This is a genomic window from Streptomyces sp. NPDC049597, from assembly GCF_040675505.1.
In the GTDB taxonomy this organism is placed as follows: Bacteria; Actinomycetota; Actinomycetes; order Streptomycetales; family Streptomycetaceae; genus Streptomyces.
The window spans coordinates 65,235-89,079 of sequence record NZ_JBFAOY010000011.1 but is presented as its reverse complement, the minus strand read 5'-3'; the positions used below and the strand labels follow the sequence as shown (position 1 = coordinate 89,079).

22 protein-coding genes are annotated in these 23,845 nt (G+C 69.1%); 10 read left to right on the top strand and 12 right to left on the bottom strand.

The genetic code is table 11. The features are described from left to right. The first annotated feature begins 68 nt into the window (after positions 1–68). From AB0K02_RS15155 to AB0K02_RS15145, 3 genes are read left to right on the top strand one after another with little or no spacing between them, the layout of a single operon-like run. A complete protein-coding gene (locus AB0K02_RS15155; protein WP_365992868.1) occupies positions 69–716 on the top strand; it encodes a PadR family transcriptional regulator in 648 nt (215 codons plus the stop codon). After that, positions 713–1,738 carry an ATP-binding cassette domain-containing protein gene (locus AB0K02_RS15150; protein WP_365992867.1) on the top strand — a complete coding sequence of 342 codons (1,026 nt, stop codon included), beginning with the start codon at positions 713–715 and terminating at the stop codon, positions 1,736–1,738. The genes AB0K02_RS15155 and AB0K02_RS15150 overlap by 4 nt, the downstream gene beginning before the upstream one ends. Before the next feature lie 10 nt (positions 1,739–1,748). Continuing rightward, positions 1,749–2,504, top strand: a complete 756-nt coding sequence (locus tag AB0K02_RS15145) for an ABC transporter permease (RefSeq protein WP_365992866.1) — start codon at positions 1,749–1,751, stop codon at positions 2,502–2,504. Between the two features lie 207 nt (positions 2,505–2,711). Here the strand turns inward: AB0K02_RS15145 and AB0K02_RS15140 are convergent, their stop codons facing one another. Then, positions 2,712–3,179 carry an ATP-binding protein gene (locus AB0K02_RS15140; protein ID WP_365992978.1) on the bottom strand — a complete coding sequence of 156 codons (468 nt, stop codon included), beginning with the start codon at positions 3,177–3,179 and terminating at the stop codon, positions 2,712–2,714. Between the two features lie 688 nt (positions 3,180–3,867). On the opposite strand from AB0K02_RS15140, the gene AB0K02_RS15135 reads away from it, so the two are divergent. After that, positions 3,868–4,380: an ATP-binding protein gene (locus AB0K02_RS15135; RefSeq protein ID WP_365992865.1), complete on the top strand. Its 513-nt coding sequence runs from the start codon at positions 3,868–3,870 to the stop codon at positions 4,378–4,380. Between the two features lie 60 nt (positions 4,381–4,440). Here AB0K02_RS15135 and AB0K02_RS15130 read toward each other — a convergent pair whose 3' ends face one another. Genes AB0K02_RS15130 through AB0K02_RS15120 form a run of 3 tightly spaced genes read right to left on the bottom strand, consistent with a single transcriptional unit; the run spans position 4,441 to position 8,066 of the window. Continuing rightward, a complete protein-coding gene (locus tag AB0K02_RS15130; protein WP_365992864.1) occupies positions 4,441–6,747 on the bottom strand; it encodes an FtsX-like permease family protein in 2,307 nt (768 codons plus the stop codon). Between the two features lie 3 nt (positions 6,748–6,750). After that, on the bottom strand, positions 6,751–7,563 hold the full coding sequence (locus AB0K02_RS15125) for an ABC transporter ATP-binding protein (RefSeq protein ID WP_365992863.1): 813 nt from the start codon (positions 7,561–7,563) through the stop codon (positions 6,751–6,753). Continuing rightward, on the bottom strand, positions 7,560–8,066 hold the full coding sequence (locus tag AB0K02_RS15120; RefSeq protein ID WP_365992862.1) for a PadR family transcriptional regulator: 507 nt from the start codon (positions 8,064–8,066) through the stop codon (positions 7,560–7,562). Before AB0K02_RS15120 ends, AB0K02_RS15125 begins: the two co-directional genes overlap by 4 nt. A gap of 241 nt (positions 8,067–8,307) precedes the next feature. On the opposite strand from AB0K02_RS15120, the gene AB0K02_RS15115 reads away from it, so the two are divergent. Continuing rightward, positions 8,308–9,582 (top strand): ABC transporter substrate-binding protein, encoded by a 1,275-nt coding sequence (locus tag AB0K02_RS15115; protein WP_365992861.1) that lies wholly within the window; start codon positions 8,308–8,310, stop codon positions 9,580–9,582. Positions 9,583–9,712: 130 nt separating this feature from the next. Next, complete coding sequence (locus tag AB0K02_RS15110) at positions 9,713–10,672, top strand: helix-turn-helix domain-containing protein (RefSeq protein ID WP_365992860.1); 960 nt, start codon at positions 9,713–9,715, stop codon at positions 10,670–10,672. A 447-nt stretch (positions 10,673–11,119) separates the two neighbouring features. On the opposite strand, the gene AB0K02_RS15105 is transcribed toward AB0K02_RS15110, so the two are convergent. The 3 genes from AB0K02_RS15105 to AB0K02_RS15095 are packed head-to-tail and all read right to left on the bottom strand — an operon-like array spanning position 11,120 to position 11,932. Then, positions 11,120–11,299, bottom strand: coding sequence for a hypothetical protein (locus AB0K02_RS15105; protein ID WP_365992859.1), 180 nt, complete (start codon positions 11,297–11,299; stop codon positions 11,120–11,122). Beyond that, positions 11,272–11,685, bottom strand: coding sequence for a glycoside hydrolase family 16 protein (locus tag AB0K02_RS15100; RefSeq protein ID WP_365992858.1), 414 nt, complete (start codon positions 11,683–11,685; stop codon positions 11,272–11,274). Before AB0K02_RS15100 ends, AB0K02_RS15105 begins: the two co-directional genes overlap by 28 nt. Further along, the gene (locus tag AB0K02_RS15095; RefSeq protein ID WP_365992857.1) at positions 11,651–11,932 is read right to left on the bottom strand and encodes a hypothetical protein; all 282 of its coding nucleotides are present in this window, start codon (positions 11,930–11,932) and stop codon (positions 11,651–11,653) included. The genes AB0K02_RS15100 and AB0K02_RS15095 overlap by 35 nt, the downstream gene beginning before the upstream one ends. A gap of 744 nt (positions 11,933–12,676) precedes the next feature. Here AB0K02_RS15095 and AB0K02_RS15090 point away from each other — a divergent pair. Next, complete coding sequence (locus AB0K02_RS15090) at positions 12,677–13,462, top strand: aminoglycoside adenylyltransferase domain-containing protein (RefSeq protein WP_365992856.1); 786 nt, start codon at positions 12,677–12,679, stop codon at positions 13,460–13,462. A gap of 294 nt (positions 13,463–13,756) precedes the next feature. On the opposite strand, the gene AB0K02_RS15085 is transcribed toward AB0K02_RS15090, so the two are convergent. Then, positions 13,757–14,557: a TetR/AcrR family transcriptional regulator gene (locus AB0K02_RS15085; protein ID WP_365992855.1), complete on the bottom strand. Its 801-nt coding sequence runs from the start codon at positions 14,555–14,557 to the stop codon at positions 13,757–13,759. Positions 14,558–14,701: 144 nt separating this feature from the next. Here AB0K02_RS15085 and AB0K02_RS15080 point away from each other — a divergent pair, with 144 nt between their 5' ends. Next, positions 14,702–15,085 (top strand): VOC family protein, encoded by a 384-nt coding sequence (locus AB0K02_RS15080; protein WP_365992853.1) that lies wholly within the window; start codon positions 14,702–14,704, stop codon positions 15,083–15,085. 204 nt (positions 15,086–15,289) lie between these two features. After that, positions 15,290–15,745 carry a VOC family protein gene (locus AB0K02_RS15075; protein WP_365992852.1) on the top strand — a complete coding sequence of 152 codons (456 nt, stop codon included), beginning with the start codon at positions 15,290–15,292 and terminating at the stop codon, positions 15,743–15,745. Positions 15,746–16,106: 361 nt separating this feature from the next. On the opposite strand, the gene AB0K02_RS15070 is transcribed toward AB0K02_RS15075, so the two are convergent. Beyond that, positions 16,107–17,384, bottom strand: coding sequence for a wax ester/triacylglycerol synthase domain-containing protein (locus tag AB0K02_RS15070; RefSeq protein ID WP_365992851.1), 1,278 nt, complete (start codon positions 17,382–17,384; stop codon positions 16,107–16,109). A gap of 700 nt (positions 17,385–18,084) precedes the next feature. Here AB0K02_RS15070 and AB0K02_RS15065 point away from each other — a divergent pair. Further along, positions 18,085–20,499: a SpoIIE family protein phosphatase gene (locus AB0K02_RS15065; protein ID WP_365992850.1), complete on the top strand. Its 2,415-nt coding sequence runs from the start codon at positions 18,085–18,087 to the stop codon at positions 20,497–20,499. Positions 20,500–20,754: 255 nt separating this feature from the next. On the opposite strand, the gene AB0K02_RS15060 is transcribed toward AB0K02_RS15065, so the two are convergent. The 3 genes from AB0K02_RS15060 to AB0K02_RS15050 form a co-directional block, all read right to left on the bottom strand. Beyond that, entirely contained in the window at positions 20,755–21,327 is a 573-nt protein-coding gene (locus tag AB0K02_RS15060; protein ID WP_365992849.1) for a hypothetical protein, read from the bottom strand. Positions 21,328–21,807: 480 nt separating this feature from the next. Continuing rightward, positions 21,808–23,427, bottom strand: a complete 1,620-nt coding sequence (locus AB0K02_RS15055; RefSeq protein ID WP_365992848.1) for a cation acetate symporter — start codon at positions 23,425–23,427, stop codon at positions 21,808–21,810. Next, the gene (locus AB0K02_RS15050) at positions 23,427–23,708 is read right to left on the bottom strand and encodes a hypothetical protein (RefSeq protein ID WP_365992847.1); all 282 of its coding nucleotides are present in this window, start codon (positions 23,706–23,708) and stop codon (positions 23,427–23,429) included. Before AB0K02_RS15050 ends, AB0K02_RS15055 begins: the two co-directional genes overlap by 1 nt. Positions 23,709–23,845 lie beyond the last annotated feature (137 nt).

Genomic DNA, 23,845 nt, shown 5'->3' with positions numbered 1-23,845 from the left:
CCATGCATCGGTCGATCGACACACCAGTCGACGCCGTATAGTCGGATCCGACTAAGGGAGGTTGAAAGATGGCGGCGCGCAAACGGCCGGTCTCCAACCTGCTCGGGCTGGCAGTCCTCGGACTGCTGCTGGAGCAGCCGATGCATCCGTACGAGATGGCCACGACCCTTCGGGAACGCGACAAGGACTCCAGCTTCAAGATCAAGACCGGTTCGCTCTACGACGTCGTCGAATCGCTCGTCCGTGCCGGCTGGATCGCCGAACACAGCACCGAGCGCGCCGGACGCCGGCCGGAGCGCACGGTGTACGCCCATACCGAGCTGGGCCGCAAGGAGTTCATGAGCTGGCTGGACGAACTCGTCCGCACCCCGGTGAAGGAATACCCCAGCTTCCTCGCCGCGGTGAGCTACCTCGGTGCCCTGGGGCCCGAACGCGCGGTCCTGGCCCTGCGGGAACGCATCGCCCGGCTGGACGAGGAGATCGACCAGGCCCGCCAGGCGCAGGCCGAGGTTCTGGGCCAGCAGACGCCACGGCTGTTCGTGATCGAACTCGAATACGCCCTGACCATGGCCGAAGCCGAACGGGACTGGGCCCGCCAAATCGTCGGCGAGATCCAAGACGGCACCCTCACCTGGCCTGAACTCACCACCAGGGACGGCCGTCGGGTGTGGACCGACCAGGAAGCGCAGGAAGAACGCGAAGGACTGCAGGCATGACCGCACCACCCGCACCGCACGAGCGTGCCCTGCACGATCCGTCACGGGAGGCGTTACCCATGATCCAGGCCAAGGGGCTGGCCAAGACGTTCCACACCAAGCAGGGCCGCGTCGAGGCAGTGGCCGGAGTCGACTTCACCGTGAACGCGGGGGAGATCGTCGGCTTCCTCGGCCCCAATGGTGCCGGCAAGACGACCACCATGCGGATGCTCACCACCCTGCTCGGCCCGAGCTCAGGCACGGCCACCATCGCCGGCTGCGATCTGCTCCAGGAGGCGGTGAAGGTCCGCAGGCACATCGGCTACGTCTCCCAGGCAGGCGGATCCAAGCCCAGCTCCCCGGTTCGCAGGGACATCGTCCTGCAGGCCCGCCTCTACGGCATGTCCCGCCCCGAGGCCGAAGCCCGCGCCGACGAGGTGATCGCGCAGCTCGGGCTGGAAGAGCTGGCGAACCGTGTCATCCAGACCCTCTCCGGTGGCCAGCGCCGCCGCGTCGACATGGCACTCGGTCTGGTGCACGAACCCAAGCTGCTCTTCCTCGACGAGCCCACCGCGAACCTCGACCCCGAGAGCCGCAACGGCGTCTGGGAACACATCCGCCGCCTGCGCGACGAGCACGGCACCACCGTCTTCCTCAGCACCCACTACCTGGACGAGGCGGACAATCTCTGCGACCGGGTTCTGATCATCGACAAGGGCCGCATCATCGCCGAGGACAGCCCGCAGAACCTGAAGGCCGCCATCGCCCACGACACCATCGAGATCGGGGTCGACGGCGACGCGGCACGAGCCGCCGACCTGATCGGCGCCCACCCCGAGGTCCACGGCGTGTCGGTGGACGGCACCGCACTGTCGGTCAGTTGCCGAGGCGCCGAGCGCATCCTCGCCGACCTGCTGCGCGAGCTGGAGACCGCGTACATCCGGGCGCAGTCCCTGCGGTTGGCGAAACCCTCGCTCGACGACGTCTTCATGACCATGACCGACCGCCGTCCGCAGCAGGACACGGACGCCGTCCACGCCTGAGGGGAGCCCCATGATGCACACGATCCGAGACGCGGGAATCGTCTTCCGGGACGAGGCCTCGGCTGCGGCGCAAAAGAGGACGGGCCTCCTCATCGGCCTCGTCCAACCATTCCTCTACATGGCCCTGTTCGGCCCGGTCCTGGTCAAGATGCTGCCGGAGAGCGGCGCGTCCGCCTGGCAGGTCTACATTCCGGGCCTGCTCGTCCAACTGGGCCTGTTCGCCACCGGCTACGCCGGGTTCGGCCTGATCCCCGATGTCCGTTCCGGCTATCTGGAGCGGCTTCGGGTAACCCCGGCCAGCCGGCTCGGGCTGCTGCTGGGTCGGGTGCTCTGGGACGTGCTGGCCCTGTTCATCCAGTCGGTCGTCATCGTCCTCATCGCCCTGCTGTTCGGCCTGCGTGCCCCCCTAGGGGGCGTCCTGGCCGCCATCGCCATGATGATGCTCGTCGGCATCAGCCTCGCCTTCCTCTCCTACGCGTTGGCTCTGAAGCTGACGTCGGAGTGGCTCTTCGCGCCTGTCCTCAACGGCATCGCACTGCCGCTCATGCTGCTGTCAGGCATCCTCCTGCCCCTCTCATATGCCCCCGATTGGCTGAAAGCCATTGGCTCCGCCAACCCGTTGCGGTACGCGGTGGACGCCATGCGCGGATTCTTCGCCGGCCAGTACGGCTCACATACCGTGCTGACGGGGCTGGCTGTGGTGGTCGGCTTGGTGATCGTCTCGGCGACGGCCGGTACCCGCGTCTTCGCCAAGTACAACGCCTGAGCCTTTACGTCTGTGGATTCGTCGCGGGTGCGGCGGGCGACTGGCGCAGTGCTGTCACCTGATGACACTTGTGAGATTCAGGAAAGATGCCACTGAGACGTCCGGGTTCGGGTGTCAGTGGCAACGAGCTGTCCATGCGCTGATCAGAGGCGTCTGACATGTGATCATGGCGACTCCGGATTTTGCACTGACGCGACGCCGTATCGGTCAGTGCTGCCGTCGCCGAACCGCCTCCTGCACGGCCCCCGGGCCTGCTCGCCTCGGCATGGCGAGCAGGCCTCGGCGAGAACTCGGCCGAGTGGCCGATCTTGAACCTCGTGAGAACGAGACAGGGGGCAGGACGACGACCTCGACTCCCTCGGGGCTGAGACGGCCTTCAGAGGAGGGCTCCGGTAGGTGGCAGAATCGGCGCGTGATCACTCGACTCGGTCGCGTGGCACCCTCAGAGGATCTGACGGACGGAATGAGATTTGAGTCGTGCGTTGATCCGCGTCGCGCGAGGAGCCACCGGGTTCTGGGGGCATGGCGGGCTACGAGGATTCGGCCGGCCTTGGCGAAGCGGACGTGGGCTCCTCGGCGGACGGCGAGCTGGCCGAAGGCCTGGGCGATGTGGGTCTTGCCGACGCCGACCGGTCCGAAGAGGATGACCGACTCCCCGGCGTGGAGCCAGTGCAGGGCTCCCAGGTCGCGGATCTGGGTCGCAGCCAGTCCACCTGACCAGCATGAATGGGCTTGATGTTCAGAGGGGGCATGCGTCAGAGCCTGGGCGTGCTGCGCCGCCGTCCACGGCTACCCCCAAGTCATGACGTCATCGAGCTCTCGATCCCACCTGACAGAGCCTGGCGAGCAGCTGGGGAGTCGTGCAGGCCGGCCTCGGGATGCACGCTGCGCGCGGACAGCCGTACGCGGTCACCCGCGCCCTGCAATGGCATGACCTTCCAGTAGGTGGCGACCGCGATCGCGGCCGCAGTCCGATGCATGATCATCGCCGCAGCGACCCCGACGGCCCCCTGGTGCCGTCCCCGGCGCGTCGCCTCGCTGATGCCTATCGGTTTACGTAAGCGTGTAGCTCATAGGCGGATAACGCTGGCAGGCACGTAGTCTGTTTCCTGCGGTTTTCTTCGGGAATACGTTGACTTCCTCGCTCGCCCCTACTTAACATGTATGTACAACAGCTTGACCCGCACGAGATGAGCGGCTGATCGCAGCCGGCCGGGAGCCCTCCCGGCGCTCGTGCCCGACACTGCCGAGCGGCGTGTCACGCGGGACCGCGTGTCGATGTTCGCCCGGATGGCTGAGGTCAGCGAGGCACGTCATGGTTTCCCAGGCCAGTTCAACGATCACATCAGGCAGGTTCAGCCCCATGCCAGGGCCCGCGTCTGTCGCCCTGCCCATGGCGGCCTCCGCTCCGGCCTGGCCGGACATGGCGCCTTCCGCTCCCACCGGGCCGGGCGAGGACATGTTCCGGCGGGCGATGATCTCCCTGCCCGCGCAGGCCTGCCGGGTAGGCACCGTCCGGGCTTTCGTCTCCGGCCTCCTGAACTACTGGGGCGTGACCGGTCCGGACCGGGACAGCGCTGTCCTGGTGGTCAGTGAACTGGCCGGCAATGCCGCACAGCACGGCGGTTCCGAGATGGCCGTGAGCGTGTCCGTGTCCGCTCAGGATCTGTGCATCGACGTCGTGGACACCGGGCCCTCCACCGAGCTGCCCCGTCCCCGCGAAACCGAGGCCGACGACGAACACGGACGCGGCCTGGGCATCGTCGAGTATCTGGCCGAGTGGATCGACATCCGACCCGACCCCGACAGCTGGCGCTGCCGCGTGGGACTGCGTGTCACCCGGACGGTCGCCCCGGACGCGTCCCGGGCCGCGTAGATCTGAGCGGTGTGAGCGGCGCGGGTCGTTCCGAAGGTCACGCTCTGCGCGGGTCATCTGTTACAGCGTGTCGCTGAGAGTGTCGGCGAGGCGGTGCCGGACGGCCTGCACCGCGGGCAGCAGCGAGACGGCGACCGCTCCGGCTACTGCGGCCACGCCGAGGAGGACGAGAGCGCCGAGCGGCGGGAACTGGGCGATGCCCGCGCCGATGCCGGTGGAGGCGGCCTGGAGGTCGATGAGCCACTGGGACGCCAGGAGCCCGAGGCCTGTACCGACGAGTGCGGCGGCCAGCGCGATGAAGCCGGTGCCTGCGACAATGACCGCGACGATCTGGCGGGGTGTCAGCCCGATGGCCTTGAGGGCCAGCAGGTCACGCCGCCTGTCCCGTACGCCGGCGGCGATGGTGGTGGACAGCTCCGCCAGGCCGATCAGCGCCAGCACACCGATCAGTCCGGCCATCACCGGGCGCACGGAGGACAGCTCGTCGGTGATGTTGGCGCTCTCGCGGATGTCCAGCCGTCCCAACGTTCGGTCCGAGAGTCGCTCACGGACCTCTGAGGGGTCGGCTCCGGGCTTGAGTACGAGGGAGTAGAAATCCGGCCGGAGAGCGGGGTCGCGCTCGCGCAGTGTGTCCAGGGAAGTGGAGATCACCCGTCCGTTGTCCTCGGGCTCGATGTTGCGGCCGACGATGTGCAGGATCTGCGGAGTGCCGCGGACGGTCATGCGGACCCAGTCGCCCACTTCGACGCCGAGCAGGTCCAGCAGTCCTTGTCCGGCGACGGCCTCGTCGGGGCCGTCCGGTGGGTGCCCTGCGGCCACGGCAAAGGGAAAGGGGTGGGCCGTGGTGCCCAGGCCCCGGAGTGTGATCGTGCCGGTCTGACCGGGCACCAGCGCCGTGACGTCGGTGCCGGGATACGCCGCGGTGATGGCGGGGTCCGCAGTCGTCAACCTCCGCATGGAGGTGTCGTCGAGGTCGTCGCCGCGGGCGGTGAGGGCGGCGGTGATCCCGACGCCCTGCGGGTCGCTCTCGAACCGGTCCAGGGTCGTCCAGGTGCCCAGGGCGATCGTGATCAGCACGATGGGCACGGCCAGCCGGGCGACCGCCCCGCAGGCCCGCAGGGGATATTGGAAGGCGCCGCGCCAGCCGAGGACCAGGGCGGGCGGCAGGCGCAGGCCCAGAGCCCGCCGGGTGGTGCCGGACATCCGCCGGGTGGCGGGGACGGTGGCTCGTGCGACGGGTACGGGCGACACACGGCCTGCCCGCCAGGCCGCCGAGCTGGTCGTGACGGTGATCAGGAGGATCGCGCCCGCCGCGATCCCTGCGGGAACCCAGATGTGGCCGGGCAGTGCCTGCCAGAGCTGCACCGCGTCTCCGGCCCTGCCGGGCAACTGGGGCCCGAGCAGCTCGGTCAGGAGCGTCCCGGCCGCGATGCCCAGCAGCGCGAGGGCCAGATACTCGGCCAGGAACATGCGGACCAGCTGCCCGGGGGTGAAACCGATGGCCTTCAGGACGGCGATGTCGCGCAGCGAACTGCGGATTCTGGTGCTGACGGCACCCGCCACGGCGAACCCCGCTGCCAGCAGGGCGCCCAGGCCGAAGACACCCAGCAGCAGTCCGAGCAGGCGGTCGCTTCCCTGGGCGGCGGCTCGGGCCTCCTGCCAGGTGGAGATCCCGGAGATCTGGTCGGCGCCGAGTGCGGTGACCGCACGCTGGACGGTGAAGTCCGTGTGCTTCGGATCGGCGAGCTGCAGCCCGATGATTTGTTCATGACGCTCGCCGGGCTCGAGCCGGAGGAATGTGGCGGTGGGCACCCATGCCACGCCGGGGACTTCTCCCGGCTCGTACGGGGGCTCCGCCGTGTCGGCGATGCCGATGATGCGCAGGGTGCCTGCGGCCGCGCCCTCCCCGCGCACGTACAACCGGTCGCCGGGCTCGGCCCACAGGGCGCGGGCCAGTGAGCTCTCCAGGACCACTTCGTCGTTGGCCCCGGTGGCGAGCCAGCGTCCGGAGGTGATCAGCGGCTTGGCCACCTCCGGCCGGGTCGAGGTGGCGGCGCGCAGCTGCACCGCCGCTCTGCTCCCGGCGAGGTCGGCGGTCCCGGGACCGGTGAGGAACGGCCCCGAGGTGGCCTGCACTCCCTCGAGCCGGGCCAGCTCCTTGGGGTCGGAGCCGGCTTTCGTCTGGATCCACACGTGCGCGCCGGAGGACTGGGTGAACACGCGCTGCCACGGGTTGGCCGCGTAGGTGAGGAACGCCCCGGCGAGCAGCAGGGAGACGATGATCCCGGCGGTCGCCAGGACCAGGAACAGCGCCTCGCCGCGGCGCACCCGCAGGTCGGCCCGTACCCACAGCGCCACGGCACGCATCGTTCAGCCCCCGAGTTCCAGCGTTCCGGACACTCCGCCACGACGCGGGCCCTCACGGCCGAGCACGACGTCGTCGACGACCCGGCCGTCGAAGAGGCTGATGACCCGATCTGCGGCACTTGCCATCCGGGCGTCATGCGTGACGAGCACGATGGTCTGGCCGCGCTGGTGGAAGCGGGAGAGCAGCCGCAGCACCTCACGGGTGCCCTTGCTGTCCAGACTGCCGGCGGGCTCGTCGGCGAGCAGCAGGGCGGGATGGTTGACCAGAGCGCGGGCAAGAGCGACGCGCTGCTGCTCACCCCCGGAGAGCTCGCCGGGCGTGCTGTTCTCCTTGCCTTCCAGGCCGAGGTCGGCGAGAAGCTCGGCGCGATCCTCCCGCGCGCGCCGCGTGGTCTTGCCGGCCAGCAGCGCGGGCAGATCGACGTTGTCCGCCACCGTCAGGTGCGAGACCAGGTTGAAGAACTGGAAGACGATGCCGATGCTGCGTCGACGCAGCACGGCCCACCGGGCCTCGCTGTAGCCGTCGACCCGTCGGCCGTCGAGCCAGATGCGCCCGCTGTCGGGCCGGTCGAGTCCGCCGAGAAGGTGGAGGAGCGTGGACTTGCCCGCTCCGGAGGGGCCGGTCACCGCCAGGAATTCGCCGCGCCCCACACTCAGATCGACCCCTCGTACGGCCCTGACGGCGGCACCCTCGGCCTGGTGCGTCTTCACCAGGCCCTCGGCCCGCAGAAGAGGCTCGGCGTCGGTGGATTCCTTCCCGTGCGTCGGGGAGGTGATCTCGTCGGCGCCGTCCCCGGAAGACGCCTCGCGATTCATTCCAGCTCCTCCTGACAGCGCTCCAACCAGTCGAGGTCCGCCTGCAGGTGCAGCATCGCCCCTTCGATGAGCAGCTGTGCGAGCCGGTTGTCCCGGTCCTCGGTGGCCGCCAGCTTCGACAGATCACGCATGGTGTTCAGATAGTGGCGGCGCTGCTGGTTGATCAGCGTGATCTGGTCGGCCACTCCCGAGTCCGGCGCCAGGGCCAGCTTCATGAAGAACTCGTCCCGCACCCGCGGCTCGTCGGTGGGCTTCTCGAACCATTCCGCTACCGCCTTGCGCCCCGCCGGGGTGAGCCGGTAGATGCGCTTGTTCGGGCGGTTCTCCTGGGTGACGTCCTCGCCCTCGATCAGTCCCGACTTCTCCAGTCTGCCGAGGGTGACGTAGATCTGCCCGATGTTCGGCTGAGGGTACGCGGCGCCCAGCAGGCTCTCCAGCGCCTGCTTGAGCTCGTAGCCGTGGGCGGGCCCCTTCGCCAGGAGCGCCAGAAGATGGAGACGCACGTTCGCCCGCCTCCTTCCCGGCGTAGGATTTGGCGCGGGTGCCCCACAGCCCGGCGTGCGGCCGAAGGCTACGGACCGCTCCACACCGTCGAGCTTCCGCTTACATAACGGGTATCCAGCGTACGGCTGCCTGACGTGCTGTATCGCTGCACTCGTCGCCACGCCGCCAGCATTCCACTACACAACGGATATCCAGGGCACGCCCCGCCCGGCGAGTTGGCATTGCTGCTCAGGAGGAACCATGCGGTGGACACGAACCGCCAGCCGGGGACTCCTCGTCGCTGCGCTGATCTGCGCCGGCTGCGTCGGTCCCGGGGGCGGGACGGACGAGTCCGCTGCCAGGAGAGGCCCCCTGACCCTCGTGACGGGTGAGGATCTCACCGGATACCTGGAAGGGGTCTTGAAGGACTGGAACCAGGCACACCCGGGCGAGAAGGTCACCCTCGTCGAACTCCCGGAGGCAGCCGACGAGGTCCGGGCCCAGATGGCCACCAGCCTGCGGTCCGGCAGCGCCCGCTACGACGTGCTCAACATCGATGTGGCCTGGACCTCGGAATTCGCCGCGGCCGGCTGGATCTCCCCGCTGAACGCCGACCGCTTCCCCATCAAGCAGTTCCTCCCGCCGGTGGTGCAGACCGCCACGTTCGACGGCCGCCTCTATGCGCTGCCCTATGTCACCAACGCCGGCCTGCTCTACTACCGCAAGGATGTGCTGGAGAAGGAGGGGGAGAAACCGCCGCGCACATGGGCAGAGCTCGAGCGACTGGCCAAGACGGTGGCACCGAAGTACGGCCTGGGCGGCTACGCCGGGCAGTTCCTTCCCTACGAGGGTCTCACCGTGAACGCCGCGGAGGCCGTGCAGTCCACAGGCGGCACGATCCTCGTCGACGAGGGCAGGCGGGTGACCGTCGACTCTCCCGCCGCACGACAGGGCCTCGAACTCCTCGCCCGGGGTGTGCGCGACGGCTGGATCCCCAAGGAAGCGCTCACTTACAAGGAGGAGGAGTCGCGCAAGGCCTTCCAGGACGGTCACCTCCTCTTCCTGCGCAACTGGCCCTATGTGCACGCCCTGGCCAGCGGCAAGGACTCCAAGGTCGCAGGCAAGTTCGGTGTGACGCCGCTGCCCGGACTGGGCGGGAACGCGGCGGGCATCCTCGGCGGCTCCAATCTCGCGATCAACACGGACTCACGCCACCGCGACTCGGCAACCGACCTCCTGGTCTACCTGACCAGCCAGAAGGTGCAGCGGCGGGTCCTCGTCGACGGCGGCCTGCCACCAGTTCGGGCCGACCTCTACAACGACCCCGCGCTGGTACGGCAGTTCCCCTACCTGCCCACGCTCCGGGAGGCCGTGCTCGCGGCGAAGCCGCGCCCCAAGAGCCCGCGGTACGACCAGGTGAACCTCGTGATCCAGGCCGTGGTGCACGACGCCATGGCCCAGCGTGCTACGACCGACGAGGCCATTGCCCGGATGAAGCGGGAGCTCGAGGCCATCGCCCGGCAGCGCCTGCGCTGAACCTGGGGCGGTTCACCTCCCCGGCCGCTGTCGGCCCCGACCTCATGCAAAGCAGCGTGGCCGCCCAGGGGGGCCAAGAAGCAGTGGCACGACTGCTGCCATCCGGGCAGTTTCTGCCACAATGGTCTCTGTGATCAGGAACGTGGCCGCAGTGGTGGGAGGCAAGGCCGCAGCCTTCGAGCTGGGCGTGGTGTGTCAGGTGTTCGGCCTCGACCGCTCCGGTGACGCCGCCGTCCTGCCGAACCACGACTTCGCGGTGTGCTCGCCGAACCCGGGTTTCGTGCCCACCACGTCGGGGTTCCCGATCCACGTCGACCACGGGCTGGAGCGGATCGCGGAGGCCGACCTGGTCACCGTTCCGGCCTGGCCGGAGCTGGACCGAGCCGCCCCGCCGCCGCTCCTGGAGGCGCTGCGGAGCGCGGTCGCCCGCGGGGCCCGCGTGCTCTCCGTCTGTACGGGGGCGTTTCTGCTGGCCGAGGCAGGCCTTCTCGACGGGCGACGAGCGGCAACGCATTGGCAGTTCACCGACCGATTGGCCGAGCTGTACCCCAAGGTGCAGGTCGACCGCGACGTGCTGTACGTCGAAGACGGCCCGGTCCTCACCAGCGCAGGAGCAGCTGCCGGAATCGACGCCTGCCTCCATCTGGTGCGTCGTGAGTACGGTGCCGCGACAGCCAATGCTCTCGCCCGTCGCATGGTGGTGCCGGCACACCGCTCCGGTGGGCAGGCGCAATTCGTCGAGATGCCCGTCCCCGCCCTCAGCGCCGACTACCACCTCTCCGATCTGATCGACTGGATGCAGGCCCATCTCGACCAGCCGCTGACGGTGGAGGTTCTCGCCGCCCAGGCGGCGATGTCGCCGCGGACCTTCGCCAGACGGTTCAAGGCGGTCACCGGCACAACGCCACACCGCTGGTTGCTGGACCAGCGGCTTCAGCTCGCCGAGGAGCTCCTTGAGCGCACCGATCTGCCCGTCGAAGCAGTTGCCGGACGCGCCGGCTTCGGCAGCGCCGACACCTTGCGCCACCACTTCGCCGCCCGACGCGGCGTCGGACCCGCGACCCACCGACGCACCTTCCGCTCCACGTAGAACCCGTATCGCGACAGCTCCCCGGCAAAGCGCCGCCTACCCCAACTCATCAGTGAGTTGCGTCTGATGGACGGGCTGCCGGGGGCCCGGCGCGTGGTCAGAGTCGATCAGGCGTCCGGCCCCGAGATTGCCTGGACCGACGCGTCCGCGACTCGTCGGTCAAGCGTCACGTCCTGGGCGACACCGTCAGCCACGACATCGTCCGGCGGGGCGACGAGAGGCAGTTCACGGCCACCCTCCCGCCCGCAGGAGTCGAGCCACCAGCGCTCGCGGCGTCCTGGTTGCACGGAACACCCGTCGGCGCACTCGAGCGGCTCCGAACGGGGGGTGACTCCCTCGCCGGCCGGGCAGTGGTCGACGGAGCCGGCACCTTGGTCGCCACCGCTTCCGTGTCCACCGCCTCAACGAACGGGCGTCGCCCACCTGCACACCATCCCGTGCGGCATGTCATTCCGGGGCAGGTGCGGGGCGATGGCCGCGGAAGCAGTCCACAGTGAACCGCTTGGGATAGGAGCCGGCGACCTGTCGACCTTCAGGGAACTCGTAAATGCCGAGCATGAATTGCATGGGATAATGGGGGGACTGGTTCGAAATCTTTATCAGCTCGTGATCGACGAAGAACGCCACGTGATCCGGAGTCCATTCAACGGCGTACGTGTGGTACTGCGGGCATCGATGGCGAGGCGTTCTGCGGACCACTCTTCCTGAATGGTGGGATCACCCCCCGGGTGCAGTCCCATGCCGACAGTTGCCGTGTCCGGAGTCATCTCGCGGCCGAAGATCTCAAAAATACAGATCTCCGCTGAATGCTCCGGCACATCCTCATGACCGATCATCCAGAGAGCCACCATGCAGTGTGGATCGGCGGTCGCCTTGGCCCGCATCTCGAAAAACCCGTACTGAGGGGTGTAGAGCTTGCTGGGCTCCTGCGCCTCCCGCACGCGAAGGGACGGCTTGAAACGCATTTGTCCGATCGGGCTACCGACGGGGCCGGCGAACAGGCCGGTCTGCAATGAAGAAACCCTGATGGCCGCCGTCGAACTCAGGACACCACGGCTTCTGGTCTTCTTCGATGAGCAGATTCAAAGCACCTTGCTCGATGTGATACCTGGCGCGCGCTGCCTCGCGTGAACTCCAGTGCGGCAAATAATACGGCAGCCATCGGGAGTCATTCAGGTTGGCGTCATCGAAGGATTCATCGAATTCCAGGATGTAACCCTGTTTCCTGACGGTGTCAATGACGCGCATTTCATCCGTCATCGCAATCGTCCGTCCTTTCTGTGTGATCGATAAGGGTGAGCCTGCACAGAGAAGGGCTCATGCACCCGCCCTTGCCGGCGTCAGTCGCGGGCAGCGCCTGTCACCAGCGCAACTCGCCCCTCGCCGTCGGAACGTGGATGTGTGGCCACGGCGCCTCCTGGTCTGTATCCGCCTGCGCCGGTCGGCGGTCCCGGTGGTCAACTGCCGATCACTGACACCAGCCGATGACCCCGGAGTGATCACGGCGGGTCGTGGGTTGCAGCCTGCCGGACGGAGAGCCGAAGGAGGACGGGCAGAACTGCCAGGGTGCCGGAATTTGCTGGACACCGCCCGTACCGCCGAGCCCGGCGGTCGAGGACCTGGGCCACCACTTCGCCGCCCGACACGGCCTCCGACCCCACCGCGGTACCGCGCGCTTCGCGGCACTCTCGCACCGTCGCGGGTCACGGCCTGCGCCGACCGCGTGCGCCGCCGCCACGCTTCGACGAAGCACTCAACCGAACCGGGCGCTGTCAGAAGCGCATCGTTCACGCCCCCGGACAAGATGCCCCGGCGGAAAGGGCGCGAACTTCCCGGACCCTGGCAGTTGCGCCACTGTGCCCTGGCTTTGGGGGCTGCAACCCTGTGAACAGGGAATCCAGAGAACACCCCTTCCTGGGCCGTCGGCCGTAGAGCAGCTGCCGCGTGTACGAACCGGCGTACGCACCGTTGGGGCCCCAACGACAAAACACGCGAGGAGGCGTGGTGGAGGAAACCACTGCAGGAGAAGACTGGCTGTTCCCCGGACTCAAGCCGTACCTGGACGAGTTGAGTCTTCGGATCGAGGCCGTCTGCGGAAGGGATCTGGTGACCGTGGCCGCGGTCGGATCCGTCGCCCTCGGCGACTACCGTCACGGACGAAGCGACGTCGACATCATGGTTGTGGTGGGCGACGAGACACCTGCGCTCTCCCTGCGGAAGCTGGCCGCCGTGCTGCGCCACCCGGATCTGCGGTGCCCGGCGGCGGGGCTGGAACTGGTGGTGTATCCAGCGGAGTTCGTCGCCATCCCTTCGCAGGACGCCGGATACCTCCTGGACCTGAACACCGGTCCCCTGCTGCCGGAGAAGACGAGTTTCGACGCGGCGGACTCGCCGGCGTTCTGGTACGTCATCGACCGCTCGATCGCCCACCAGTCGGGACGGCCTCTGTTCGGGCGGCATCCACGAGACGTCATCGCCCCCGGCTCCCGGCAAGACCTGCTCGCTGCGGTGAGGTCGTCAGTGCGGGACCACGCCGCGGGCATCGGCCATCTGCCGGACAACCGGGTCCTGAACGGCTGCCGCTCGCTGGTGTACGCCCGCACGGGACGCTGGACGTCGAAGAGGGCTGCGGCAGAACAGGTCCTGTCGTCCGCCGACGCCTTCGCCGGCCTCCTCACAGCTGCGCTGCACAGTTTCTCCCTGCCCAGGCAATCGGCCGTCGATCTGCCCGCAGCCGATGTGACGGCGTTCATGGGGTGGGTCTTGCGGGAGGTTGAGGCGACGACCTGACGTCTCATGGACCGGGGACCGTCCCGGCTGGAGATCCTCGCTACGCCCCTTGATGCTCGGCTCCACCGTGGATCACTCAGGGCTCGAACGAGTCCTTCCTGCTGGGCTTCACAGAGCGTTTGACACCGCTGCACGCCAAGAGCTCCGTCCCGGTGGCGTCGAAGCACACCTCGGTCCCGCGCTCGCCCTGCTGACCCGCAGGCGGTCTGCCAAGGCGCCGTGCTCGTCGTGGACGGCGCCCTGGTCCCCATCCGGGATCACGCCATCGCCGAGCGGTCGATTCGAAGACACTGCCTAGCCGTCCTGAGCCGGAGGCCGAGTGCTGCGCTCGTCGACAAGGGCCGCGAAGCCGTCGAGCGTGCACCGCAGGCCGAACGCGTAGGCGTGGTCGGGGTCGTAGGCGCCCTGGTGGGCCGCGCCGGCCGCGCTGCCCACCCGGGTGGCCAGCGGATAGCGGGCGGGGTCGAAGACGCGCGCCAGGAGCGGGGCATTGGCGGCCCACCACTGTTCGTCCGACATGGCGCTGTCCCGTTCGGCGGCCTGGGTGTCGAGTGCGCTGCGGACAGTGGCTTGCACGAAGGCGAGGAGGTGGGTGAGCGCGGCGTCCCGCTCCACGTCGTCGAGACCGGTCCCGTCGAACGCGCACAGTTCGTGTTCGTACTTGGCCATGTGGCCCGGCCCGAGTACGGGGCGGGTGAGGGGCAGGGTGGCCGCCCAGGGGTGTTGTCGCAGGAGGTCCCGGTTGTCGTGGGCGACGGCGGTCACGCGGGTGCGCCAGGAGGCGTCCGGGGCGTGCTCGGTGCGGGGCATCTGCTGGTAGACGGTGTCCAGCATGAGGTCGAGGAGCTCGGCCTTGCCGGGGACGTAGGTGTAGAGCGTCATCGGCGTGACGCCGAGTTCCTGGGCGATCGCCCGCATGGTGAGCGTGTCCAGCCCCTGGCGGTCGGCGAGCTCGATCGCGGTGCGCACGACGGTGTCGACGCTGAGTTGCTGTTTCGGTCCGCGCCTGGGGGGCTTGGGCGCCGCTTCGCGCCACAGCAGTTCGAGGGTGCGGGCCGGGTCGCCCACGCCGGTGCGGTCCTTCGCCTTCGCCATGGCCCCATTCTTCCGCACGGTGTCAGGCAGGTCGGGACCCGACCCAGAAACTCTATACGCAGTACAATGTACAACGTATAGAGTTAGAGGCCGCCAGCTCCTGCCGCCGGGTCGTCCCGGTCCCGTCACCTTCGGAGGAGAAACATGCAGATCACTGCCACCGCCGTATCGCTGAACGTCGACGACGTCGCCGCCTCCGCCCGATTCCTCGTCGAGCACTTCGGCTTCAAGGAGGCCATGGCGGCGGACGGCTTCGCCTCGCTCACGCGGGAGGACGCGGCCAACGTCATCTTTCTGCGGCGGGGGATCGAGGTCCTGCCCGAGGGCTTCCGGGACCAGCGCGCCGCCGGACTGATCCTGGCCTTCACCGTGGCCAACCTGGAGGCCGAGTACGAGCGGCTGCGGAACGAGCGGGTCGACATCACCATGCCGCTGCGGGAGGAGCCGTGGGGTGAGCGGCTCTTCCAGGTGACCGACCCGAACGGCGTGATCATCCAGCTGGTCGACTGGGTCGCCGCGGCGGAGTGAGGCCGCCGGCGTGCTGAAGCCGCGGACCCCGGCCCCGCCGGGGTCCGCGACCTCACCCGTCGGCCGTCGACCGGCGGGGACGAGTCCTACGAAGCAGCCGTCACCCTCGCCTCATTGCTGATGTGGGCGTGACATTCGATGACGGAACCTCTGGCCTGTGGCGAAAGTGGATCTTCTGTCAGACCTGCCTGGGATGCTCTGAGCATGGAGATGACAGTGCAGTTGACGATCGACTGCTCCGATCCGCAGAGAATGGTGGCCTTTTGGGCCGAGGCCCTGGGCTACGTGCCTGAGCTTCCGCCGGGCGGGCACGCCACCTGGCGTGCCTACTGGGCGGCCATGGGGGTGCCCGAGGCAGAGTTGCCGGCCGGTGCCGGGGACATTCCGGAGTCGATCATCGATCCTGCGGGGCGTGGACCGAGGGTGTGGTTCCAGCAGGTTCCGGAGCCGAAGGTCGCCAAGAACCGGTGGCACTTCGACCTGAAGGTCGGTGGGGGCCGTGACGTCCCACTGGACGTCCGTATACAGCGGGTCAAGGCTGCGGTGGAACGGCTGGTCAAGGCTGGTGCCACCGTGCTGCGGATCAAGGATGAGCCGGACACGGGGCTCTACGCCGCCGCCATGCAGGACCCCGAGGGCAATGAATTCGACGTCGTGTGAAGGTCGTTGCGACGGGGCTGGTCACAGCCACTCGGCCGACGGAGCCGGAGAATGTAGCGCGCGAACATGCTTTCCGTCGGCCTGTGCCATGCCTGCAGTTGGAGAAGCATCCACGTCGCGAGGGGTACCCATGCCCAGGTGACCGGCACCCCACAGGCGAGCGTCAGCTCCCACAAGATGAGAACGCCGGCCGCGACGCTCGGGATGGAGGCCGTGCCTCGCCCCCGCCCGCCGTTGTCCTTGCTGGCTGGTGTGCTGCCGGCCTGCGCCGACCGGATCTCAAAGCGCCGGAAAGCAAGGTTCATCGCCGCTCCGGGACGGACCTTGCCGCGGGGCTCTGTGACGGACCTTGCCGCGGGTGCTATGCGAGCGCTGCGTGCCGCAGTTCGGCGATCGAGCTGCTGATCGCGTCGGCGAGTCCCGCGATTCCCGGCAGTGCCTCGGGATCGGTGCAGACCCCGACACCGACCGTCCCCGCATAAGAGATCGCCGAGATCCGCAGCGCGTGGCGCTGCGACGGTTCGGCGACCGAATACAGTCGCTCGACCGGTCGGCCGCTCACCGTGAGAACTGCGCGGGGGCCGGGCACATTGGAGACCGCGAGGCTGAACTCGTGTGGGTGGGCGGCGATGCGCTCGAGGGCGCGCTCCAGCGGCGGACAGCGGGCGAGCGCGTGGAAGAGGTCGTAGAGCTCTTGGGCGTCGCCGGCGACCTTGCACGCGGCGGTCCTGCTGCTGATCCGATCGAGGCGGGCCAGCGGATCGGGCTCGGAGAGCGGCAGGTCGACGTTGAGGAAGGAATCGCGGTTGCCGAGCTTTGACGGATTCTCGTCACGGTGGTGGAGGCTTACCGGCACCCGCGCCCGGAGCCCGCCGACGTGTTCGCCGGCAGCCGCCAGCCAGGCCCGCAACCCACCGGAGACCGAAGCGAGCAGGACGTCGTTGACCGTGGCCCGGCTGGGCCGCGAAGCGCCGATCGCCTTCAGCTCGGCAAGCGGTGCAGTGGTGAAGGCAAGCTCGCGCGCGGCCCCGATCCTGCGATCGAGCACCGACTCCTTTGCCCGGTGTCCCAGCTCGCGCCACAGCGTGGCCGGAAGTCGACGCAGTTCGTGACCGCGTGGTCCTGCGGCTGCCGCGGGTACCGCAGCGCCAGAAGGCCGGGACTGCCCGTGGCCCGACGGCTCCCACAGGACCTCGTCGAGGAACCGCAGGCAGCTGATCCCGTCGGCCATTGCGTGGTGGATACGCGAAACGACTGCCTCCCGGCCGTCGGCGAGGGGGCCGATGACGTCGAACGCCCACAGCGGGTGTCCGTGGTCGAGGCGCTCGGCCATCAGCTCACCCGCCACCGCCCATACGCCACGCTCGTCGATCCCCGTGGTGCCCTTGCGGCGGCGCACGTGGGCAGCGATGTCGAACTCGTCGTCGGTCACCCAGCGGGGATCGGAGAGCGCCACGCGCTCGCGGCCGCGTGATCCGGCCTCGAGTCTCATGTCGACGTTCTCACGCAGTCGGTCGATGTCGAGCGGGGCGTCGCTCGGCTCGAGCATGACCATCTTCAGCGTGTGTCCGGCGATCGCCGCCGACTCGAGCTCAAGCAGCCGGACGTCGTCGACGCTGAGTCGATCCCAACCCTCCACACACCGACCCTACGCCCGAGCACACTGGAGGGCTAACGCTGCCACGCTTCGGGCGGACGGCGGCCGAACCCGCGGGCGGCCTCCCTCAGGCCTGGCGATTGCCGCACGGAAGCACGCGCACTGACGCGGCTGACCACCGCCGGGGCTGTGCCGTGGGCCGGCCGATCGGCAGGCCGGCTGAAAACCTCGTCGACCAGGCGTCCACCCCAGGAGTCCGTCTTACGGCGTGCGGACCAGGCCTACCCCCGTCGAGCCGGCGGTCAACCCCACCGTTCCGGTACCGAAGGCCGAGATGGCTCCGACCGCGACACCCAGGTCGTCGTACCGGCCTTGCTCGTCCCGCCATGGTCTGCGGGTCGACCTTCGGGTGGTCCTACGGGGGCGTGCGCTGAATGCCGTACGTCACGTGAGCCGCTTGGCGAACTCCCGCCGGAGTACGAGCCCCTGTGGCGTGGGAGGGCAGGAGGAATCCATCTTGGACCGTGCGGGTGATGGCCGCCACGCCGCGACCCGGCGCCCTGCGGGCTGTCGGCCCTGACCGAGTTCAATACGTCGCATGGCATCAGCCTGATTCCCGCACCAAGCGTTGGAGCAGGGAGCGACCCACCCGGGCCCGGGGCACGCCGTTGCCAGCCGCGTGCGAAGAGCCTGGGGGAACATCGGTATCCGATACGAGGTGGTGTCCGGGGTGGAAAAGCGGATGACGGTGCTCAGCGAGAGCGGGGACGATCCGTTCGCTCTGCACCACGCCGCCTCGGCGGTGCTCGACGATCGGGGAGTCGTGGTGGGCTGGAGCCTGCGGGCCCAGGAGTTGCTCGGCTACCCCGAGTCTGCAGTGATCGGCCGTCCGGCCTTCGATGTCCTGATCGATCCCGACGACCTGCCGGCCGCCGAGGACGCGGCGGCGACGTGCAGGAGAGACGGAGGCTGGTTCGGCGTGCTGGCTGTGCGGCATCGCAGCGGGCGGCTCGTGGAGATGGGTTTCCGGGCACGTGCGCTGCTGCGCGGTGACCATGTCCGCGAATGGTTCCTCGTCGGGGCACCCGCGGCGGAGGTCCTCGAGTGGCAAAGGGACCGCGCGGTCCTCGACGGGTTGTTCCGCCGGTGCCCGATCGGTCTGGCCGTCCACAGCCCCGAGATGACGATTCTGCGGGTCAACAGGGCGATCGAACGGTTCACCGGAGTCCCGGCCGCCTCCTTTCGGGGAATGCCAACCGGCGCCCTGCTGGTCGCCGAGGACGCGCGGAAGGCCGTGGACCGGGTGCGCCAGGTGATGAAGAGCGGAAAATCACTGGTCTCCACGGAGCAGTACGCCCGCCTGGAGCGGGATCCGACACGCGTTCGGGCTGCGTCCGTCTCGGCCTTCCGACTGGAAGATCCATCCGGCCGGGTCCTGGGGGTCGCCGAGACGGTCGAGGACGTCACCGAACGCCATCGGGCTCGACTTCGCCTGGCGCTCCTCGACCAGGCCGGCGCCCGCATCGGATCGACGCTCGACGTGCGACAGACGGCCTGCGAACTCGCGGAGGTGATGGTCCCTCACCTGGCCGACCATGTATCGGTGGACCTGTTGCAACCGGTGATGCGCGGTGAGGAGCCGGCGCAGGCGCTGGCGGGGCCCGTCGCACGGGTTGCGGTCAGCGGCCTCGTGGCCCGGCAGCCTGATCCGGCGCAGCCGGAAGGGGCGCTGGTGGAGTTGGCACCCGGCACACCACAGGCCAGATGCCTGGCCGACGGCCGTCCCCTCCTCGAACCGGTGCTTTCGCCCGACTGGTTCTTGGCGGAACCGCGCCAGGGCGAGCACGCCCCGGATCTCTCGGCTCATTCCCTGATCGTGGTGCCACTGGCCGCGCGCGGTCTGGTACTGGGCGTGATGAGCCTGTGGCGATCGCGACACCCCGAGCCGTTCGAGGCCGACGATCTCACACTGGCCCACGAACTGGCCTCGCGCGCCGCCGTCAGCATCGACAACGCCCGACGCTTCACCCAGCAGCAGCAGACCGCGTCCACCCTGCAACGGGCCCTGCTGCCAAGGACGGTTCCGCACCAGCTGGCCGTCGAAGTGGTTCCTCGCTACCTCCCGGCCAGTACAGCCCCCGGTCCCGGCGGTGACTGGTTCGACGTCATTCCGTTGTCCGGGGCCAGGGTGGCACTCGTCGTCGGCGACGCGGTGGGCCACGGACTGCACGCCGCTGCCACCATGGGTCGGCTGCGTACGGCCGTGCACACCCTCGCCACCCTCGACCTGGAACCGGACGAGGTCCTCTCCCGACTGGACGACCTGGTCAACCTCCTTGCCGCGGAACAAGAGACAGCCGGCGAACGACCGGCGGGCGAGCAGATTGTCGGCGCCACCTGCCTGTACGCCGTCTACGACCCCGTCTCCCGGCAATGCTCCGCAGCGCGCGCTGGTCACCCTCCGCCGGTCGTGACCACACCAGACGGACAGGCAGACCTGCTCGACCTGCCCCCCGGCCCGCCGCTCGGCCTGGGCGGTCTGCCGTTCGAAACCCGGGAGATCGAACTGGCCGAGGGCAGCCTGCTCACGCTCTACACCAACGGACTCATCGGCGAACGTCACATGGACGTCGATACGGGCCTGCAACGGCTGCGCACAGCGCTCACGCTCCCCGCGGACGCCTTGGAGAAGACGTGCCAGGCGGTTGTCGACTCCCTCGTGCCCGCACAGCCCGCTGACGACATCGCCCTGCTCATCGCGCGCACCCGTGTGCTGCCACCGGAGAACGTTGCCTCCTGGCAACTTCCGCTGCAGCCAACCGCCGCCGCCCAGGCCAGAGCGCTCGCCACGGCCCAACTCACTCAATGGGGACTGGAGCACCTGGCATTCAGCACCGAATTGATCGCCAGTGAACTGGTCACCAACGCCTACCGCTACGCCAGCGGCCCCGTGACCCTGCGACTCATCCGTGAACGATGCCTCGTCTGCGAGGTCGCCGACGCCAGCCACACCTCACCTCACCTTCGTCGCGCCCGCACCACCGATGAGGGCGGCCGCGGCCTGTTCCTGGTGGCCCAGCTGACCGAACGCTGGGGCACTCGCTACACCCGCGAGGGCAAGACTGTCTGGACCGAACAGTCGATGCTCGGCCTGTAGACCAGCCGGATCCTGCTGACCCGGGACCGCGGAGATGTTCGGGCGGGCCGAGATCGCGCAGAGGCCGGCGACGCCCTTTCGACTCGGTCAACGCTGTGCTGCATGGGTCCCCTGGCTGGGGAGACCAGCACGGCCGGCCCGGCGCGCGCAGGGCCGCAGCGGGGAACCGTCCGCGGCCGTGGTGGACGCACAGAGGGTGAAGACCTCGGGCACATGTCGCCGAGGCCGGCCACGGGCAACTGCCGCTTCCTGCGGTCAGCCGTCCCCGCCGAGGACGGGTACCAGCGGTCGCCCGTCGGTGAGCAGCCCGTTGATCTCGTGCGCGGCGGCCTCGTCGAGGAAGTACAGGTTCATGCACTGGCCATGGCCTCTCGTCCAGAAGCGGCCTCCGTCCTGCTGCAGGTCGTCCATCAGGTAGCTGACCACCAGCGTGTCCGCCCAGTCGTCGTGCACTTCGGCGGTCCAGCGCTGCCGTCGGCCGTCGATGGTGTACTCGATCCACGCCTCTCCCGATTCGAGGTCGACGTGGTCCCGCAGGTCGGTGAAGGCGTCCGGACGGCCGGCGATCCGGCACAGCTCGCGGGCGATCCTGACGTACGCGCCGGGCCCGTGGACGCACTCGGTGTCGAAGCTCCACACCCGGTCGCAGAACCACCGCCCCCATGGCTCCCGCTCTACCTCGACGCCCATGATGGACAGCAGGAGTTCGTACGGCCTGCGCTCGAACAGGTCCCGGGGCAGGGAGTAAAGCAGGTCGTCGACGGTTCTGTCGGCTGCGAGCGGCAGGCCGAGCTCTGCCAGCCGGGATATCTGTGCTTCAAGTTGCATGGCTGCCGATCGTAATGGTCGCCGCCGACAGCCGAGTACTCCGCTCAGCAGTGCGCGCTTCCAGCAGACCGGCCCCACCCCCACCCGGTGAACTTGCCGGTCACAGCACCAGGCTGTGGTGACGTGGTCGATGACCATGCTCATGTGTGCGACCTGGCCGGACGCCGCTCCGGTGCCTTCATCCGCCCGGCATCCGGCCGGTTCGTTGAGCGGTCGTCAACCGCCACTCGGGTCCTCGGTGCCCGACCCGGAGGACGTGGCCGACGAGGTGATGAAGGCCTCGCGGACAGGCGCTTCCCGATCGTTCCCCACGTGGAGATACCCGGCCACTACGCCCACCGCGCGACTGACACCGACCGGTGGCTGCGCGGGATGCGGCGCCGCACCGGCGTGTCGACGTCGTCGCCGTCGGCCGAACTCGGCAGGAGGCGGCGGCCGGTGGAGCGTGTGAGGGAGCTCCCCGGCCGCCACATTCGCGCGTCAGCCCCTGACGGGCTGCTCCGGCAACGCGGCCGCACGCCGCTGTCCCGTGACGCTCCCCAGCCAGCCGAACAGGAATGCGGCAGGCAGTGACACCAGGGCGACCGTCTGCAGCGGGAACCAGGAGATGTCCCACTCGGGGAACAGCGCCATCGGGCTGCCGGAGAAGACGGGGCTCAGGACCTGGAGTCCGATGGTGCAGCCGAGCCCTCCGTACAGCGTCCACAGCAGCCCCCTGCGCATGAAGCCGCGCCAGAACAGCGAGTACACCAGCGCCGGGAGCAGGCAGGAACTCGCCACCGCCAGGGAGATCGTGGACAGGAAGCCCATGTTCCACCCCTGCACCCACACCGCGAGGCAGATGCTCAGCACCCCGACCGAGGCGGACGCGATGCGGGCGGCGGCCACTTCCCGGCCCTCGGTCGTGCGCCCGCGGCGGACGACGCTGGTGACGAGGTCGTGGGCGACCGAGCCTGCGGCCGCCAGCGTCACGCTCGCGACGACTGCCAGGGTGGTGAGGAACACCGCGCAGGAGACCAGCACGACGAGCCATGCCTCGCCCGTCTGCGCCGACGAGCCGCCCGTCAGATCGGCGGTGAGCATCAGCAGGCTGCTGGTGGCTCCGGGATCGGCAGCGAGGATCTTGGGGGCGCCTATCAGCGCCGCGGCCCCGAATCCCAGCAGTGTGGTGAGCAGGCAGATGACACCGACGATGGCGATGGTGTGGCGGACCGTGCGGCGTGCCGCGGCGGCGTCGGGCGCGGTGTTGAGCTGGGTGGCGACATGGGGCATGCACGCGACGCCCAGCACCACGGTGATCATCAGACCGATGAAGTCGAGCGTCCCCTCGACCGGGCTGCCGGCGGCGAACCGCAGGCCCGGACGCATATAGCCCTCGGGACGGCCGCTGCCTCGCCCGGCGGCCTCGATGAGGGAGTCGGCACTCCAGTGGAAGCGGTGGAGCAGCACCGCCGCCACGGCCACGGCCATGGCGAGCAGGAGCACCGTCTTGATCACCTGGATCGCGATCATGCCGCGCATCCCGCCGAAGGCGGTGGCACAGACGACGAGGGTGCCGATCATGACGATGGCGGTCTGCTCGGCGCCGGGACCGGACAGGCCGACCACCATGGCGGTGGTCCTGCCCGCACCGGAGAGCTGGACGATCAGATACGGGACGCACGCGCTCAGCGTGACGACGGCGACCGCGATCCTCACCGCGGGCCCCGGGGCCCGCAGGGCGAACGTGTCGCCGAGGGTGTAGGTGCCGCGTTCCCGCAGCGGGCCGGACAGCAGGAGCAGGACACCGAGCGACAGCACGGTGCACAGGGCGATGAACAGGCCGTCGAAGCCGAAGACCGCGACGGCTCCCGTCGTGCCGAGCACGGTCGCGGCGGAGAGATAGACGCCGGTGAGGACGAGGGCGCCCTGGACCGGCCGCATCGTGCGACCCGCCGTGTAGAAGTCGTCGACCCGGTCCCGCTCGGGGCCGTTGAGCACGCAGATGAAAAGGATCGGGACGACGAAGGCGAGGAAGCCGACGAGAACCCAGGAGCGGGTGCCGGTGTCCAGGTCGAGGGTGCCGGGATGCCCCGCGGCGAGCAGTACCTGAGGAAGCATCAGTGCTCCTCCTCCGGCTCGCGCGCGGCCTCCTCCTGGGCGGCGCGGTCGTAACGCGCCGCCGACCACAACAGGAGCGAGCCCTGCGCGAGAAGAGCGACGACGCCGAGGTTGATCTGTCCGGCGACACGGGTGGCCAGCAGGTCCTCCGCGGCGCAGGCAAGCAGGAGATGGACCGCGAAGGTCAGTCCGTTGACGAGCGCGAAGGATCTGCCCGGCCGGTGGGGCCGGGGTCTTTGACGGAATGAACGGATGTGCGGATGGGCGTGCTGATGGGCCATGGAGCTCTCCTGGCGGGCGAGGACGCGCGCGCATCGCCTCGCTCGGGCGATGCCTGGCGAGGGCATTGCCCCTGACGGCATTGCCCCTGATGAGGGCTCACCAGAGCACGTACCGACCGGTCAGTCCATGCGCTTCG

What these genes read in the sequence shown, in the direction of transcription:
- AB0K02_RS15115 (WP_365992861.1), top strand. Translation starts at nt 8,308, where the DNA reads ATGCGGTGGACACGAACCGCCAGCCGGGGACTCCTCGTCGCTGCGCTG.
- AB0K02_RS15055 (WP_365992848.1), bottom strand. Translation starts at nt 23,427, where the DNA reads ATGCTTCCTCAGGTACTGCTCGCCGCGGGGCATCCCGGCACCCTCGAC.
- AB0K02_RS15155 (WP_365992868.1), top strand. Translation starts at nt 69, where the DNA reads ATGGCGGCGCGCAAACGGCCGGTCTCCAACCTGCTCGGGCTGGCAGTC.
- AB0K02_RS15125 (WP_365992863.1), bottom strand. Translation starts at nt 7,563, where the DNA reads ATGAATCGCGAGGCGTCTTCCGGGGACGGCGCCGACGAGATCACCTCC.
- AB0K02_RS15050 (WP_365992847.1), bottom strand. Translation starts at nt 23,708, where the DNA reads ATGGCCCATCAGCACGCCCATCCGCACATCCGTTCATTCCGTCAAAGA.
- AB0K02_RS15060 (WP_365992849.1), bottom strand. Translation starts at nt 21,327, where the DNA reads ATGCAACTTGAAGCACAGATATCCCGGCTGGCAGAGCTCGGCCTGCCG.
- AB0K02_RS15085 (WP_365992855.1), bottom strand. Translation starts at nt 14,557, where the DNA reads ATGGCGAAGGCGAAGGACCGCACCGGCGTGGGCGACCCGGCCCGCACC.
- AB0K02_RS15075 (WP_365992852.1), top strand. Translation starts at nt 15,290, where the DNA reads ATGGAGATGACAGTGCAGTTGACGATCGACTGCTCCGATCCGCAGAGA.
- AB0K02_RS15145 (WP_365992866.1), top strand. Translation starts at nt 1,749, where the DNA reads ATGATGCACACGATCCGAGACGCGGGAATCGTCTTCCGGGACGAGGCC.
- AB0K02_RS15135 (WP_365992865.1), top strand. Translation starts at nt 3,868, where the DNA reads ATGCCAGGGCCCGCGTCTGTCGCCCTGCCCATGGCGGCCTCCGCTCCG.
- AB0K02_RS15130 (WP_365992864.1), bottom strand. Translation starts at nt 6,747, where the DNA reads ATGCGTGCCGTGGCGCTGTGGGTACGGGCCGACCTGCGGGTGCGCCGC.
- AB0K02_RS15095 (WP_365992857.1), bottom strand. Translation starts at nt 11,932, where the DNA reads ATGACGGATGAAATGCGCGTCATTGACACCGTCAGGAAACAGGGTTAC.
- AB0K02_RS15150 (WP_365992867.1), top strand. Translation starts at nt 713, where the DNA reads ATGACCGCACCACCCGCACCGCACGAGCGTGCCCTGCACGATCCGTCA.
- AB0K02_RS15080 (WP_365992853.1), top strand. Translation starts at nt 14,702, where the DNA reads ATGCAGATCACTGCCACCGCCGTATCGCTGAACGTCGACGACGTCGCC.
- AB0K02_RS15065 (WP_365992850.1), top strand. Translation starts at nt 18,085, where the DNA reads ATGACGGTGCTCAGCGAGAGCGGGGACGATCCGTTCGCTCTGCACCAC.